Genomic DNA, 14,598 nt, shown 5'->3' on the forward strand with positions numbered 1-14,598 from the left:
CAGCGGCCCGCGCGCGCCGGCGCAAATCCCTGATGCCGATACGGGTATACCCTTGGTCTGGATTCAGGCCAGTTTCAGGTCCAGCGGCGTGATGCCCGGGAACACCTGCGCCAGCCGCGCCGGACTCAGGCCGTACAGGCGCGAGAACAGGCCGGCGAATAACGCGCGGTATTCATTGAGCACCGGATAGTCGCGGTCCTGGAACAGGGTCTCGCGCCTGACCGCGACCTGGCGGCCGGCAATGCGGCCGCCGCGCACGTGGCCGCCCAGCACCCAGTAGACCGTGCCGTGGCCGTGGTCGGTGCCCTTGTTGCCGTTCTCGCGGAAGGTGCGGCCGAATTCGCTGATGACCACCACTGTGGTTTGCTGCCAGGCCGGGCCCATGGCATCGGCGTAGCCGGCCAGCGCCCGCCCCAGCTGGCCGAGCCGGTTGGCCAGCAAGCCGCTGGCGCCGCCCTGGCCGACGTGCGTATCCCAGCCGCCGACGTCGACGAAGCCGAGGTTGTAGCGGTCGCGCATGAAGCGGCCGATACGGCGCGCTTCCTGTTCCAGCCTGTCGGCCGATACGGCGTTGCCGCTGGCGGCCTCCATCTCGGCGTCGAGTTCGGCGCGCGTGGCGCCCATGATGCGCTGGCCCTCGGCGACCGAGGCGCCCAGGTCGGTGTGCTGGTACATGGCGGCGATGGCGCGGTTGTCGGCCTCGGACAGGCGCGACTTGCGGGCCGCGCCGCCCAGGTCGATGTTGGGCACGCGCTCGGCGCCGCGGAAGATCTGCGGCACTTCGGAGGTGAAAGCGGCCGCCTGTTCCTCCTTGCCGCCAAGCGTCGCGGCCAGGCGGTTCAGGAAGCCCGAGCGGAAGTCGCCATTCGTGTCGCGGGCCGCGCCTTGGCCGAGTTCGATGCGGTTCTGCGTCTCGAAGTGGCTGCGGCTGGTGTCGTCGGTGCCGGCGAACGGCACGAAGGCCAGCTGGCGCTTCTGGTAGAACGGCATCAGGCTGTCGGCCAGCGCCGGGTGCAGGGCCCAACCGTCGGCCAGGGGCAGCGCGGCGCCGGCGCCGCTGCCGGGCCTGGCGATGGCGATGCTCGGGCGCGACTCGTAATAGAAGTCGCTGCCGGCCGGCACCAGCAGGCTGGCGGCGTCGTAGGCGCCGCGCATGAAGACGACCAGCAGCTTGTTGCCGGCGGCGGCCGGCGCGGCGTACAGGCGGTTGGCGCCGAAGACGAGCGGCGCCGAGGCCAGGAGTTGCAGGATGCGGCGGCGGTCCATGATGGGTTTCTCCCGCGGCGCCTCAGCGCCGCATGAATTCGGGCGAGGCCAGCAGATAGGTGTTGGCGTCCCTGGGGTTCTGCGCCTGGGCGATGGCGTCGCGGGTGGCGGGCGACAGGCGCGCGAACAGGCCGTCGCCGGCGTTCTCGCGCACCAGCTCGGGCAGGCGCGGCAGTTCCACCGGCTCCTTGTCATCGCCTTCGCGATAGAAGGCCTGCGGCGCGGCGGCGATGGCGCGCGCCACTTCGAAGCGCGCGGTCATCTGGCCGGAGCCGGCCCAGTCCGACTGCGCCTGCGGGTAGCCGTCGGGCGTCAGGCGCTGGTTCAACGGCTGACCCAGTTGCCGCAGCATGGCCAGGCCCGGCCGCGGGTTGACGATGGGCGGCAGGTCGGCATAGGTCAGGCGCAGGGCCGAGTAGACGTAATGCACCGGGTCCTTGAACACGCCCGTCTTGAGCGACTGCGTGAATTCCGGCGAGCCATACAGCGTCTGCAAGGTGGCGGCGATGTCGCCGTCGCTGGCCTGGAAGGTCTTGGCCATCTTGTCGACCACGGAGGCCGGCGGCGCGTCGCCCATGAAGTAGGCGGCCAGCTTGGCGCTGATGAAGCGCGCGGTGGCGGGATGGCGCGCCAGCAGGTCCACGGCCTCGTCGACTTCCGCCAGCCCGGCGCCGCGGATGGTGTGCCCCAGGAAGCGCTTGTCGCCGTAGTCGTGGCGCGCCGGGTTGAACAGGAACAGGCCGTCCAGCACCACCTGGTCGCGCAGCGCCGGCCGGACCTTGGGCGGCCCGTCCTGGTTGTGGATGCCCAGGCCGGTGAGGATGCGCGCCAGTTCCTGCACGTCGGCCTGCGTGTAGCCGCCCTTGACGCCCAGCGTGTGCAGCTCCATCAGTTCGCGCGCGTAGTTTTCATTGATGTGTCCGGCGGCGTTCTGGGTGTTGTCCAGGTACGCCAGCATCGCCGGCGAACGCAGTGTGGCCGCCAGCAGGTCGCGGAACTTGCCAAGCGCGTGCGGGCGGATGGCGCGTTCCTCGTACTGGTCGATGTAGGTGCCGATGTCGTTCTTGGCCGCGTAGACGTTGAAGTGGTTCATCCAGAACCAGGTCATCTGTTCCTGCAACTGGTTGGGCGAGTACAGCGCGCGGTAGAACGCGCGGCTGGCGGTGTCGTCGGCGCGCTGGCGCGAGATGGCGCGGGCGTCGCGCTGGGCCTGCTGCTTCGGATCGGGGCCGGCATCCTTGGCGTCCTGGCGCAGGCGGCGCTGCTCGGCGTGCGCGTCCTCGGCGCTCTGGCGCGAGATCGACAGCGCGTCGATGCGCTGTTGCACCGCGGCGGGCAGGGGCGCCTTCGGATCGGGGTGCAGTTGCGCCTGCAGGTAGCGCTGCGGGCCCATTGCGCGCATGCGCGCCAATTCGGCCGGGGTCGCGCCCCAGGTGATGCGGTTGACCAGCGCGGCGTCGAGCGCCCGGGCTTCGGCTTCGTGGCCGGTGGCGGCGGGCTTGGGCGCGGCGGGCGGCGGGGCCGTGCCGGGGGGCGCGGCCAGCAGGGGCGCGGCGAGCGCCAGGGCCGCCAGCGGCGGCAGCCGGGGCGCCAGGCGGCGCAGGAAGAGGCGCATGTTCGGCATGAAGCGGGCACCTTGCGGGTTGACGGTTGCGGCCTGCCGTCAGCAGGCGGTCAGGGCTGGCCGGCGGCGGGGGACGCGGCAGGCCCTGAGCGTGTGACAGGATAGTCGCACCGCGATTCCCGTCGCGACGCCGCTTGAAACGCAAGGAAACCGATGCTTGTGCCATGCGCCGCCGCTTTCCCTGCGCGGCGCGGGGCCATTGCGGCCGACGCGGCGGCAGCGGCCTATCATGTGCCATCGCAGTCAGCGCAAGCGGCGCAAAGGAGGGCGGCCATGCGGGAAATGATCGATCGTCTGGAAACCATGTTGGCCAAGGGCACCGACAACATGTTGTTGCGATTCTCGCTGGGCAAGGCCTACGCCGAGCAGGAGTGCTACGGCGACGCCGAGACGCACCTGCGCGCCTCGCTGGTGTTCGATCCGGCCTACTCGGTGGCCTGGAAATGGCTGGGCAAGGCCTGCCTCGGCCGCGGCGACAAGGCCGGCGCCCGCGCCGCCTGGGAGTCGGGCCTGAAGGCTGCGCAGGCGCGCGGCGACAAACAGGTCGAAAAGGAATTGCTGGTGTTCATCAAGCGGCTCGACAAGGACGCCGCCGTGCCGCAATAACGGCGCCGGCAAACGTCCTTTTTTTCAGGCCTCGGCCGCCGCTTCGGCCAGCCACTGCTTCAACGCCGCCAGCGCCGGCGCCGCGCCCGCCGGGGCGCCGCGCGACTCGATCAATCCGTAGTGCGAGCCATCCGGGGCGAATCCGGCCGGCGCGACCAGGCGTCCGCTGCGCAGGTCGTCCAGCGCCAGCAGGCGCGGACTGAGCGCCACGCCCAGGCCGGCGGCGGCCGCTTCCACCATCAGGAAATGATGATCCAGGCTGCGCGTGGCGCGAGGGGCGGGAAGCCCCGCCTGGCGCAGCCAGTCGTCCCAGGCGCGCGGCCGGGTGCGCGAAGACAGCGCCACGTAGTCGCCGGCCTCGAACGCGGGCAGCAGCGACGGGGCCATCACCGGCCCCATGCGCTCCGCCATCAGCGGGGTGACGATCCAGTCGGGATGCACCGGAAAATCCAGCCGCCGCAGCGCCAGCGTGACCTGGTCGCGGGCGAAGTCCAGCGGCCCGCCGCCGACCGACAGATGCAGCTCGATGTCCGGGTGCCGGTCCTGGAACCGCGACAGGCGCGGAATCAGCCAGCGCATGGCGATCGACCGTTCACACGACAGCACCACGGGGCGCTGCGCGTCGCGCGCCTGCAAGGTGTCGATGGCGTCGTGGATCAACGCCAGCGCCCGGCCCATGGACGAGGCCAGCAAGCGGCCGCCGTCGGTGATGCGCAGACCGCGTCCGGCCGGTTCCACCAGCGTCAGGCCCAAGTCGTCGGCCAGCTTTGTCACGCGGCGGCTGACCGCCCCATGGGTCAGCGACAGTTCGTCGGCGGCGGCGCGCACGGAACCCAGGCGCGCCACCGCCTCGAAGGCGCGCAGGTCGTTCAACGAGGGGCGGCGGGTAGCGGGCATTGGTGATAATAGATCACGAATAAACGTCAGAAATGATGGATTTTCCTGGTGGGTGATCTGCATTTTAATCACCGGTATGGACACACCGGAATCGTTATCCCGACAAGTCGGCATCATTGCCGACGACCTGACCAGCGCCGCCGATGGCGCCGGCCCGTTCCTGCCCTGGGCCGGTTCGGCGCGGGTGCATCGGGGCGCCGCCGCGCCAGCCGGGGAGCGCGTGTTGTCGGTCGACACCGGCAGCCGCGGGCAGGCCGAAGCCGGCGCCGTGGACGCGGTGGAGCGGGCCGCCGCCGGGTTGGCCGGGCGCGGCGTTCTCTACAAGACCCTGGATTCGACGCTGCGCGGCCACGTCCGGGCGGAGCTGGCCACGGCCCTGCGCGCCAGCGGCCGGCGCCTGCTGGTGGTGGCGCCGGCCTTTCCCGCGGCTGGGCGGGTGACGCGCGGCGGGATCCAGTACGTGCACGGCGAGCGGGTCGACGCCAGTGTCTATGCCGCCGATCCGGTACATCCGGCGCGCACCGCGCGCCTGCTCGACCTGATCGATCCGGCCATCGGGCCGGCCCGGGTGGTGCCCGAGGACGCGGACGCGGCGCAATTGCGCGATGCCGCGCGGCAAGCCCGGACGCTGGTGCTGGACGCCACCACGCAGGCGGCGCTGGACGAACGGGTCGCGCAATTGTGGACGCACGGGTCCTGCCTGTGGGCCGGCTCTCCCGGCATGGCCCGGGCGCTGGCGGCGCGCTGCGGCGAGGCGGTCGCCGGTCCGGCGCGGCCGCCGCGCGCGTGCCGGGTGCTGGTGGTGATCGGCAGCGCCAACCCGGCCAGCCGGGCGCAAGGCGAGACCCTGCGGGCCGCTGGCGCGCAGGTGGCGCATCGTGCCGACGAGATCGCCGCGGACGCCGGGCTGGTCTGCCTGATGGCGCCCGGCTCGCCCCAGGCCGATCCGGCCGCGGTGCTGGCGGCGCTGGCGCGGCAGGCGACGCTGGCGCTGGCGCGGCACCGCTTCGACGGCCTGATCGCGACCGGCGGCGACACCCTGGCGGCGCTGCTCGACGCGCTGGCCATCGACACATTTACCTTGACCTGCGAACTGGCGCCCGGCTTTCCCGCCGGGACGGCCGCGTGCGCGGGTCGGCAACTGGCGATCGCCATGAAGGCGGGCGGCTTCGGCGGCCCAGAGGCCTTGCGCGACGCCGCCTGGAGACTGCTGTGCCGATGAATCCTTCGCGCGCGGTCGCCGACCTGCCCGCGCCCGCCTTGCCCCTGGCCATCACCCTGGGCGACCCCGCCGGCATCGGGCCGGAGATCGTCGCCAAGACGCTGCTGTTGCCGGGTTACGCCGAGCGCTGCGTGGCGGTGGGCGATCCCGCCGTCATGGCGCGCGCGCTGGCGCCGCTGGGCGCGGCCGAACGGCTGCGGGTGGTGGCCGACGTGGCCGACGCCGAGCTGCGGCCGGACCGCGTCTGCCTGGTGCCGTCGTCCGCGCTGCCGCTGCCGCCGCCGTTCGGCCGGGTCGACGCGGCCTGTGGCCGTGCGGCGTACCAGGCGATCTGCCTGGCCATCGACCTGGCGCGCCAGGGGCGGGTGGCCGGGATGGTCACCGCGCCGATCCACAAGGAAGCGCTGGCCGCGGCCGGCGTGCCGTATCCCGGCCATACCGAGATCCTGGCCGAGCGCGGCGGCGCGCGGCGCGTGGCGATGATGCTGGCCAACGACGCCATCGCCACGGTGCTGGTCACCATTCATTGTTCGCTGCGCCAGGCCATCGAGCGCGCCGACTTCGAGGCGCAGTTGTCGGCGATCCGGCTGGCCCACCAGGGCGGCCGCGCGCGCGGCGCGCCGGCGCCGCGCGTGGCGGTGGCCGGCCTGAATCCGCATGCCGGCGAGGGCGGCCTGTTCGGCGACGAGGAACAGCGCATCATCCGGCCGGCGATCGAGGCCGCGCGCCGCGAGGGCATCGACGCCAGCGGCTCGTGGCCCGGCGACACGGTCTTCATGCAGGCGCGCCAGGGACGCTTCGACGTGGTGGTGGCGCAGTACCACGACCAGGGCCTGATCCCGGTGAAGTACCTGGGCCTGGAGCAGGGCGTGAACATCACCCTGGGGCTGCCGTTCGTGCGCACCAGCCCCGATCACGGCACCGCGTTCGACATCGCCGGGCAGGGCATCGCCGATCCCGCCAGCCTGCGGACCGCCATCGACCACGCCTTCCGGCTCGCCGCCCATGCGGCATCCCTTTGAACCTCCTATCATCCTGGACATCATGCCCGCCGACTTCATCTTCATGCTGACCCGCAACGACCGCACCGTGGCGGACGCCGACGCCCACCTGGACACGGCGCTCGCGTGCGGGGTGCGCCATATCGGTTTCAAGGACATCGGCCAGCCGCCAGCGGTCCTGCGGCGGCTCAACGCCACCATCCGCGCGGCGGGCGCACGCAGCTACCTGGAAGTGGTGTCGCAGGACCGGGACAGCGAGTTGGCGTCGGTGCGCGCCGCGCGCGAACTGGAGGTCGACTGTCTGCTGGGCGGCACGCACGCGGCCGACGCGCTGCCGCTGCTGGCCGGCTCGCCCATCCGCTATTACCCGTTTCCCGGCCGGGTCCATGGGCATCCCAGCATCCTCGGCGGCACGCGCGAGGAGATCGCGCGCAGCGCCGCGCAACTGGCCGGCCTGCCCGGCGTGCATGGGCTGGACCTGCTGGCCTACCGCGCCGACGTCGATGTGCCGGCGCTGATGGCGCAGGTATGCGCGGCGGGCGCGCCGGTGATCGTGGCCGGCTCGCTCGACACGCCCGAGCGCATCCGGGCGGCGTGCCGCGCCGGGGCGGCGGGGTTCACGGTGGGCACGGCGGCGCTGGATGGCCGCTTTTCCGCCGCGCGCGCCGGACTGGCGGGCCAGTTGGCGGCGATCCAGGCGGCCGCGGCCGGCGCCTGAACCGGGGGCCGATCCGGCGCCTGCGCCCGGATCCGCGTCGCCGCGGGCGTCACGAGGCGCGCTGTTCCAGCAACGGCTGCCCCTGGCGCGGCGCGGGTATCAACGCCGCCGGCGCCGCGGCGCGCTTGGGCAGCACGGTCTGGGCGCCGGCGATGCGGAACACTTCGATGGCGTGGCGCAGTTGCGCGCCGCGGGTGCGCAGGTTGTCCACCGCGCGGCTGGCCTGCTCCACGCGCGCGGCGTTGCTCTGCGCGGCGCTGTCGGTTTCCGAGATGGTGCGGCTGACGTTGTCGATGCCGGTGTGCTGCTCGTTGGACGTGGCGGCGATCTCGTTGACGATCTCGGTCACCTGCCGCACCGACCCGACGATGTCGAGCATGGCCTCGCCGGCGCGCTCGACATGACGCACGCCGTCCTCGACCTTGTGGTTCGACGCCTCGATCAGTTCCTTGATCTCGCGCGCCGCCGTGGCGCTTTTCTGCGCCAGGGCGCGCACTTCGGCGGCCACCACCGCGAAACCCTTGCCGGCCTCGCCAGCGCGGGCCGCTTCCACCGCGGCGTTGAGCGCCAGGATATTGGTCTGGAACGCGATGCCGTCGATGATGCCGACGATCTCGCTGATGCGCGCGGTGCTCTGCACGATGCCCTGCATCGCCCGCACCGCGTCATCGACCACCTGGCCGCCGCGCCGCGCCACGTCCGAGGCCTGATTGGCCATCTGGTCGGCGCCGTGCGCGTTGGTGGCGGTCTGTTTCACGGTGGAGGCCAGCTGTTCCATGCTGGCCGCGGCTTCCTCCAGCGAGGCCGCCTGGCGCTGCGTGTGGGCCGACAGGTCGGCGTTGCCGTCGGCGATCTCGGCGGCTGATGTCAGCGCGCTTTCGATGCCGTTGTGCACGTCGCGGGTGATGCTGACCAGGCTCTTGCGCATCACTTCCAGCGAGAACTTCAGCGCGCCGATCTCGTCGCGGATGCTGGCCGGCGGCAGGGGCGTGCTGAGGTTGCCGGCGGCGATCTGGCGGGTGAAGTCGGTGGCGGTGACGAGCAGGCCGGTGATCGAGCGGGCGAAGCCCCAGCCCGAGGCGAAGATCAGGATCACGCCCGCGGCCAGCATGGCGGCCGCCAGCGCGATTTCCTCGGCGCTCATGCGGTCGAGCATGCCGTACAGCGCCACGCCGGCCGCGCCCAGGAACAGGCTGGACGCCAGCATGGCCCAGGCCAGCATGCGCGAGCGCACGCCGGTCAGGCGCCACAGTTTCAGGCGCGCCAGCACGCCGCGCAGCCCGGTGGGCTGGACCTGGCCGCGGCTGAGCCTGAAGCCGCGCGCGCGGCCTTCGCGCAGGCGGCGGTAGGCGGCGTCGGCGGCCTCGATCTGGGCGCGGGTCGGCTTGACCCGCACCGAGGCATAACAGACGGTCTCGCCGCGTTCGATGATGGGCGTGACGTTGGCCAGCACCCAATAATAGCCGCCGTCCTTGCGGCGGTTCTTGACCACGCCGGTCCAGGACTCGCCGCGTTGAATGGTGTGCCACAGGTCCTCGAACGCCTCTTGCGGCATATCGGGATGGCGCACGATGTTGTGGGCCGCGCCCACCAGTTCCTCGCGGGTGAAGCCGCTGACCTCCACGAACGCCGGGTTGGCGTAGATGATGCGACCGCGGGCGTCGGTGCGGGAGATCAGGTACTGCTCGTCGTGCAGCGTGTATTCCTTGTCGTAGACCGGCTGGTTGTTGCGCATGCGTCTTTCGTCCTGTGATGGGCGGCGGGGGCGTGTTGCTGCCGGATCATCGGGGACGCGCGGTATCGCCGGGTTGATCTACGTCAAAACATTCTGAAACCATACGAAACATAAACGGCCGCGATCAGGCGCGGCCGTGATGTGATGGACGATTTTGGTCGGCGTTCAGGCCTTGGGCAGGTTGCCGAAGGCCTCCAGCGCGCGCAGCCGGCTTTGCGGCAGGTCGACGATGGGCGCGGGGTAACCGGCCGCCGCCCGTTCCATCGGGCTGGGATCGTGGATGGCGCTGTCGTCCAGATGCGCCAGCTCGGGCAGCCATTCACGCAGGAACACGCCGCGCGGATCGAACTTGCGCGATTGCGACAGCGGATTGAAGACGCGGAAGTAGGGCACCGAGTCGGCGCCGGTGGAGGCGCTCCATTGCCAGCCGCCGTTGTTGGCGGCCAGGTCGCCGTCCACCAGGTGCGCCATGAACCAGGCTTCGCCCAGGCGCCAGTCGATCAGCAGGTTCTTGCTCAGGAACATGGCGGTGACCATGCGCAGCCGGTTGTGCATCCAGCCCAGCGCCAGGAGCTGGCGCATGGCGGCGTCGACGATGGGGATGCCGGTGCGGCCTTCCTGCCAGGCGCGCAGGTCATCAGGCGCATCGCGCCAGGGCACCGCGGCGGTCTCGGGTTTCATCGGCTGGTGCATCGACAGTGCCGGGCAGGCGGCCAGCAGGTGCTGGTAGAACTCGCGCCACAGCAGTTCATTGATCCATGTGGCCGCGCCGGCGTTGCCGCTTTCCAGCTCGCCGTGGTTGGCCGCCTGCGCCGCGCGCAGGGCCTGGCCGGGCGAGAGCACGCCGGCCGCCAGGTAGGGCGACAGGCAGCTGGTGGCCGGCAGGCTGGGGAAGTCGCGTTCGTCGCGGTAGGCGTCGATGACCCCGTCGGCAAAGGCGTCGAGCCGGTCGCCGGCCGCGGCCTCGCCGGCCGGCCATAGGGCGCGGATGGCATCGCTGGCGGGCGCGTAGCCGTCGAAGGCGGGCGGCAGCGGATCGGCCTGCCAGGCGGGCGCCGCCTGCGGCTTGGGCGCGGCGATCGCGCGCGGCGGCGCGCTGCGCAGGCGCTCGCGGCAGGCGCGCGCATACGGCGTGTAGACGCGGTAGCAGTCGCCCTTGCCGGTCACCACCGTGCCCGGGCGCAGCAGCGAGGCGCCGTGGTGCAGCGTCCAGTCGATGCCGGCCTCGGCCAGGCGGCAGGCCACCGCATCGTCGCGGCGCCGTTCGTTGACGGCCCATTCGGTGTTGGCGTGGACCGCCGCGATGTCGTGCTCGCGGCAAAAGCGCAGCAGGGCGTCGGGGACCTGCTTCCAGGTTTCGACGGTCAACAGTTTCAGCGGAATGCCGAGCTGGCCCAGGTCGCGCGACAGTGTGTGCAGGTTGCGCAACCAGAAGTCCACCTTGGCGGGCGCATCGCCATGCCGCCGCCATTGTCCGGGCGCGGCGATGAACAGCGCGGTGACGGTGCCGTCCGCGGCCGCGGCCGCCAGGGCGGGGTTGTCGTGCAGGCGCAGGTCGGTGCGCAGCCAGATCAGGGTGTGCATTGGGGTAAATCCGGTGGAATAGGGCGGGACGCGCGGCAAGGCTGGCATTCTAGCGTGCGGCCCCGGGGGCGCGGCCGCGCCGCGCACACCTTGTAAAAACTACGAGTAGATGTGACGGATCGTGGCGCGGCCGGCGGGCCGACGGACGGGGCGCGCCACAGCCAAAGGCCCCCTGGCCGGCCGCGCCACGCCGTCAAACCATGAAACACGCTGGCGCTTTCCCTGTATTGACGCGGCCCTCGCCGCCGCCATGTAATTCATTCAACAGATAAAGAAGACGACGATATGGGACACCTGATGGATCTGCGCCCGTCCTTTCTCAAAGGACGCACACCCGCCGCCAAGACGTCGCGCGACGTCCTGCAACAACTGTGGCGCTCGTTCGATCTGCCCGACGAGGCGCTCGAGCATCTGGTGTTGACCGGCGCGGATCCGGTGTTGCCGTCCTCGTTCGCGGTGGGCACCGCTGCCCAGGCCAGCATGGCGGCCGCGGCGCTGGCGGCGGCGGAAATCTGGCACCTGCGCGGCGGCGAACGCCAGCAGGTCGGTGTCGACCTGCGGCACGCCGCGCAGGAATGCCGCAGCCATTTCACCATCAACGGTGTCGCGCCCGATCCGCGCGATCCGATCACCGGCGCCTATCGCTGCGGCGATGGCGGCTGGGTCCGCATCCACGCCAATTTCCCGCACCATCGCGACGGCGCCCTGGCGCTGTTGGGCTGTCCCACCGGGGACGGCGCCACCCGCGAGGCGGTGGGGCAGGCGCTGGGGCGTTGGCGCGCGCTGGATTTCGAACAGGTGGCGGCCGATGCCGGCATGGTGGTGGCCGCCATGCGCAGTTTCGACGAATGGGACCGCCACCCGCAGGGCCAGGCAATCGCGGCGCAGCCGCTGCTGACGATCGAGCGCATCGGCGAGGCCGATCCGCGGCCGCTGCCCAAGTACGGCCACGATGCGCGTCCCCTCAAGGACATCCGCGTGCTCGACCTGACCCGCATCATTGCCGGCCCGGTCTGCGGCCGCGCGCTGGCGGCCTACGGCGCCGACGTGATGCTGGTCAATTCCCCGCATCTGCCGAACATCGCCAACCTCATCGACACCAGCCGCGGCAAGCTGTCGGTTCATGCCGACCTGGATACCGCCGACGGCCGCATCGCGCTGGCCAATCTGTTGCGCAGCGCGCATGTGTTCGTGCAGGGCTACCGGCCGGGCGGCATGGCGGCGCTGGGCTTCGGGCCGGAGGACGCGGCCCGGCTGCGGCCCGGCATCGTGTATGTGTCGTTGTCGGCCTACGGCGCCACCGGCCCCTGGGCCACCCGCCGCGGCTTCGATTCGCTGGTGCAGACCGCCGCCGGTTTCAACCATGCCGAAGCGGCCGCCGCCGGGCAGGACGCGCCCAAGCCGTTGCCGATGCAGATCCTGGACCACGCCTCGGGCTACCTGATGGCGTTCGGCGCGCAGGTGGCGCTGGCGCGGCAGGCCACCGAGGGCGGCAGTTGGCACGTGCGCGTATCGCTGGCGCAGACCGCGCATTGGCTGCGCACGCTGGGCCGCGTCGACGGCGGCCTGGCCTGTCCGACGCCGGGCTTCGCGGGGCTGCTGGAAACGGAGCCCTCGGGCTTCGGCGAACTGACGGCGGTGCGCCACGCGGCGCAGTTCTCGCTGACGCCGGCGCGCTGGACGCGGCCGTCGAGCCCGCCGGGCACGCATCCGACGGTGTGGCCGTTCAACTAGCGGATCGCGCCACGCCCTGACGCCAAGGGGGGCTCGTCACGCGGATGGATCCCGACGGCTTAGCGCGCCCGCCGATCAAGCCGCGTTTCCACGTCCGGCCGCCACGGCCTATTTCTGGCCGGCCTTCCAGTCGCGCAGCGCGCGCATGGTGTTGCTGACGTGGGCCTCGGGATTCATGTTGGTGTATTCGTACAGGATCTTGCCATCGGGCGTGATCACGTAAGACACGCGTTGCGCGCGCTCGGGGCGCGCGTCCAGCACCGCGTCGTAGGCCTTCATGATCTTGCCGTCGCCATCGGCGGCCACCGCGAACTTGCTGCGGCATGCACTGACCGAGAATTTGTTCAGGGTATCAATGTCGTCGGCCGAGACGCCGATGACGGTGGCGCCCAGCGACTTGTATTCGTCGGTGGCCTCGGCGAAATCATGGGCCTCGATGGTGCAGCCCGCCGTGAACGCGGCGGGGTAGAAATACAGGACCACCGGACCCTTCTTGAGCGCCTCGGCCAGCTTGAAGGTGAACACGTTGCCGCCGAGCGAGGCCTGGGCGCTGAAGTCGGGCGCGGGCGCGCCGACGTTGAGGGCGGCCTGCGCGGCGGGGCCGGCCAGCAGGCCGCAGGCGAGGAACAGGGGGGCAAGGCGCTTCATAGGGGTCTCCGCGAATCGGGGGGCCGTGGGCCGCGTGGACATCGACGGGGCCGGGCCTGACCACTGTAGCCGCGTCGTCCGCAGGAATCCAGCCCGGTGGACAACGCGGCCGCGCTGCGAGGTCAGTCGCGGCCGCCCCGTTCATGCGGCGCGCCGCGCTCGCCGCCACCGCCGCGTTGCGGTTCCTGGCCGCCGGATGGCCGCCCGCCGCCGTGCTGCGGATTGCCCTGCGGCCGGGCCTCGGGACGGTTGGCGGGGGCCGCGTGCGACTCGCGCGGCGCGCGGGGCGCCAGGTTGTCCGGGGCCGGGCCGGGGCGCGGCCCTTGCTGCGGCCGCGCCTGGGGCTGGGCTTGCGGCGGTCGAGCTTGCGGCTGATTCTGCGGCTGGGCTTGCGGCGGTCGCGATTGGGCTTGACTGGGCGGCTGGGCCTGTGGCGGCCGCGATTGCAATGGACTCGGCGGTTGGGCCTGTGGCGCGTTTTGCGGCTGCCGCGCTTGCGGCTGGCCGGGCGTCTGTGCTTGCGGCGGCCGGGCCTGCTGCCCCGGCGTCTGTGCCGCCGGCGGGCCGCCCGCACCGCCACGGTTGAAATCCGGGCGCGGGCCGCCGGGCGCTGCGGTGCCCGGTCCACGGTCCGGGCCATTGCCCGGTCGATTCTGCGCGCCGCTTCCCGGTCCGTTTCCTGGCCCATTGCCTGGTCCGTTGCCTGGTCCATTTCCCGGCCCGTTGCCAGGGCCCGCGCCGGGGCGCATCCCCGCGGCCGGGCCGCCGCGGCCCGGCGCATGGTCCACGAACGCCTGCGGCGGACGGCCCTGGTTGTGGTCGAAGAACTGGGCGCGGTTGCCGCCGGCGTCGCGCACGAAGGCGCGTTGCACGTCGGTGGGTGGATGATGCGGTTCGTTGCGCGCGGCGACTTCGCGCGGATCGGCCCGGCGCTGGATACCGGCGGGACCGCCGTTGTAGCTGATGCGGCGGTTGTCGATGTTGTTGACCACTACCGTGTGGTTGTAGACGTTGGTGACGCGGGTGACGTTCACGTTGGTCACGGCGCGGTTGTAGAAGAAGCGGTCGTGATCCCAGTAACCGCCGACGTAGCCGATGCCGATGTAGCCGAAGCCATAGTTGATGCCGCCATAGAAGCCGATGTGCGGCCCCCAGTAGCCGGCGTGCCACAGATAGACGCCGTCGACGAAGCCCCAGTAGCCGGGGGTCCACAACGCGCCGGTATAAGGCGCCAGCACCCAGGCGCCCGGGACCCAGAAGAAGCCGTAGCGGTTCAGGCTCCAGTATCCAGGCACCCACATGTAGCCGTCGCCGGGCGCGGGCGGCTGGGTGTAGACGGGCAGGGGCGGCGGCGGTTGCGGGCTGCGGTCGACCGGCGCCAGGTTGGCGTTGGCCGGATCGCCATTGTCATAGGCGGGCGCGGCCGGGGCTGGCGGCGGCGCGTACGTCTGCGCCAGGGCGCCGGCGCAGACCGTCATCAATGCAGCGGCGGCCAGGGGGCGCAGGCGGGGAACCGAAGCGAGGGCGTTCATGGCGTTTCCTTTGCGCGGCGGGGGCGCGCGG

12 protein-coding genes are annotated in these 14,598 nt (G+C 71.8%); 5 read left to right on the forward strand and 7 right to left on the reverse strand.

Features of this window, described 5'->3' with window-relative positions; all coding sequences use genetic code 11:
- Window positions 1-63: 63 nt before the first annotated feature.
- Both ABFG95_RS26975 and ABFG95_RS26980 read right to left on the reverse strand, forming a co-directional pair.
- Window positions 64-1,266, reverse strand: coding sequence for a DUF1501 domain-containing protein (locus ABFG95_RS26975; RefSeq protein ID WP_348995109.1), 1,203 nt, complete (start codon window positions 1,264-1,266; stop codon window positions 64-66).
- A 22-nt stretch (window positions 1,267-1,288) separates the two neighbouring features.
- Complete coding sequence (locus ABFG95_RS26980) at window positions 1,289-2,890, reverse strand: DUF1800 domain-containing protein (protein ID WP_348995110.1); 1,602 nt, start codon at window positions 2,888-2,890, stop codon at window positions 1,289-1,291.
- A gap of 273 nt (window positions 2,891-3,163) precedes the next feature.
- Here ABFG95_RS26980 and ABFG95_RS26985 point away from each other — a divergent pair, with 273 nt between their 5' ends.
- Window positions 3,164-3,496 carry a hypothetical protein gene (locus tag ABFG95_RS26985; protein ID WP_080977441.1) on the forward strand — a complete coding sequence of 111 codons (333 nt, stop codon included), beginning with the start codon at window positions 3,164-3,166 and terminating at the stop codon, window positions 3,494-3,496.
- 24 nt (window positions 3,497-3,520) lie between these two features.
- On the opposite strand, the gene ABFG95_RS26990 is transcribed toward ABFG95_RS26985, so the two are convergent.
- Window positions 3,521-4,393: a LysR substrate-binding domain-containing protein gene (locus tag ABFG95_RS26990; protein WP_054416168.1), complete on the reverse strand. Its 873-nt coding sequence runs from the start codon at window positions 4,391-4,393 to the stop codon at window positions 3,521-3,523.
- 76 nt (window positions 4,394-4,469) lie between these two features.
- Here ABFG95_RS26990 and ABFG95_RS26995 point away from each other — a divergent pair, with 76 nt between their 5' ends.
- Genes ABFG95_RS26995 through ABFG95_RS27005 form a run of 3 tightly spaced genes read left to right on the forward strand, consistent with a single transcriptional unit; the run spans window position 4,470 to window position 7,334 of the window.
- Complete coding sequence (locus ABFG95_RS26995; RefSeq protein WP_175146781.1) at window positions 4,470-5,615, forward strand: four-carbon acid sugar kinase family protein; 1,146 nt, start codon at window positions 4,470-4,472, stop codon at window positions 5,613-5,615.
- A complete protein-coding gene (pdxA, locus tag ABFG95_RS27000; protein WP_348995111.1) occupies window positions 5,612-6,637 on the forward strand; it encodes a 4-hydroxythreonine-4-phosphate dehydrogenase PdxA in 1,026 nt (341 codons plus the stop codon). Before ABFG95_RS26995 ends, pdxA begins: the two co-directional genes overlap by 4 nt.
- Complete coding sequence (locus tag ABFG95_RS27005) at window positions 6,621-7,334, forward strand: 4-hydroxythreonine-4-phosphate dehydrogenase (RefSeq protein WP_100508905.1); 714 nt, start codon at window positions 6,621-6,623, stop codon at window positions 7,332-7,334. Before pdxA ends, ABFG95_RS27005 begins: the two co-directional genes overlap by 17 nt.
- Window positions 7,335-7,383: 49 nt before the next feature.
- On the opposite strand, the gene ABFG95_RS27010 is transcribed toward ABFG95_RS27005, so the two are convergent.
- Window positions 7,384-9,069, reverse strand: a complete 1,686-nt coding sequence (locus tag ABFG95_RS27010) for a methyl-accepting chemotaxis protein (RefSeq protein WP_348995112.1) — start codon at window positions 9,067-9,069, stop codon at window positions 7,384-7,386.
- Between the two features lie 165 nt (window positions 9,070-9,234).
- Window positions 9,235-10,653, reverse strand: a complete 1,419-nt coding sequence (gene phrB, locus ABFG95_RS27015; RefSeq protein ID WP_063583566.1) for a deoxyribodipyrimidine photo-lyase — start codon at window positions 10,651-10,653, stop codon at window positions 9,235-9,237.
- A 285-nt stretch (window positions 10,654-10,938) separates the two neighbouring features.
- Here phrB and ABFG95_RS27020 point away from each other — a divergent pair, with 285 nt between their 5' ends.
- Window positions 10,939-12,387: a CoA transferase gene (locus ABFG95_RS27020; protein WP_348995113.1), complete on the forward strand. Its 1,449-nt coding sequence runs from the start codon at window positions 10,939-10,941 to the stop codon at window positions 12,385-12,387.
- A gap of 108 nt (window positions 12,388-12,495) precedes the next feature.
- On the opposite strand, the gene ABFG95_RS27025 is transcribed toward ABFG95_RS27020, so the two are convergent.
- Window positions 12,496-13,035: a peroxiredoxin gene (locus tag ABFG95_RS27025; protein WP_054416163.1), complete on the reverse strand. Its 540-nt coding sequence runs from the start codon at window positions 13,033-13,035 to the stop codon at window positions 12,496-12,498.
- A 122-nt stretch (window positions 13,036-13,157) separates the two neighbouring features.
- A complete protein-coding gene (locus tag ABFG95_RS27030; RefSeq protein WP_348995114.1) occupies window positions 13,158-14,567 on the reverse strand; it encodes an adenylate cyclase in 1,410 nt (469 codons plus the stop codon).
- Window positions 14,568-14,598 lie beyond the last annotated feature (31 nt).

It is taken from the genome of Achromobacter sp. HNDS-1 (assembly GCF_040084795.1).
Taxonomy (GTDB): domain Bacteria; phylum Pseudomonadota; class Gammaproteobacteria; order Burkholderiales; family Burkholderiaceae_B; genus Achromobacter; species Achromobacter ruhlandii.

Bases quoted from the DNA above. Each gene is read 5' to 3' on its own strand.
- ABFG95_RS26975 (WP_348995109.1), bottom strand. From the start codon at position 1,266: ATGGACCGCCGCCGCATCCTGCAACTCCTGGCCTCGGCGCCGCTCGTC.
- ABFG95_RS26980 (WP_348995110.1), bottom strand. From the start codon at position 2,890: ATGCCGAACATGCGCCTCTTCCTGCGCCGCCTGGCGCCCCGGCTGCCG.
- ABFG95_RS26985 (WP_080977441.1), top strand. From the start codon at position 3,164: ATGCGGGAAATGATCGATCGTCTGGAAACCATGTTGGCCAAGGGCACC.
- ABFG95_RS26990 (WP_054416168.1), bottom strand. From the start codon at position 4,393: ATGCCCGCTACCCGCCGCCCCTCGTTGAACGACCTGCGCGCCTTCGAG.
- ABFG95_RS26995 (WP_175146781.1), top strand. From the start codon at position 4,470: ATGGACACACCGGAATCGTTATCCCGACAAGTCGGCATCATTGCCGAC.
- pdxA (WP_348995111.1), top strand. From the start codon at position 5,612: ATGAATCCTTCGCGCGCGGTCGCCGACCTGCCCGCGCCCGCCTTGCCC.
- ABFG95_RS27005 (WP_100508905.1), top strand. From the start codon at position 6,621: ATGCGGCATCCCTTTGAACCTCCTATCATCCTGGACATCATGCCCGCC.
- ABFG95_RS27010 (WP_348995112.1), bottom strand. From the start codon at position 9,069: ATGCGCAACAACCAGCCGGTCTACGACAAGGAATACACGCTGCACGAC.
- phrB (WP_063583566.1), bottom strand. From the start codon at position 10,653: ATGCACACCCTGATCTGGCTGCGCACCGACCTGCGCCTGCACGACAAC.
- ABFG95_RS27020 (WP_348995113.1), top strand. From the start codon at position 10,939: ATGGGACACCTGATGGATCTGCGCCCGTCCTTTCTCAAAGGACGCACA.
- ABFG95_RS27025 (WP_054416163.1), bottom strand. From the start codon at position 13,035: ATGAAGCGCCTTGCCCCCCTGTTCCTCGCCTGCGGCCTGCTGGCCGGC.
- ABFG95_RS27030 (WP_348995114.1), bottom strand. From the start codon at position 14,567: ATGAACGCCCTCGCTTCGGTTCCCCGCCTGCGCCCCCTGGCCGCCGCT.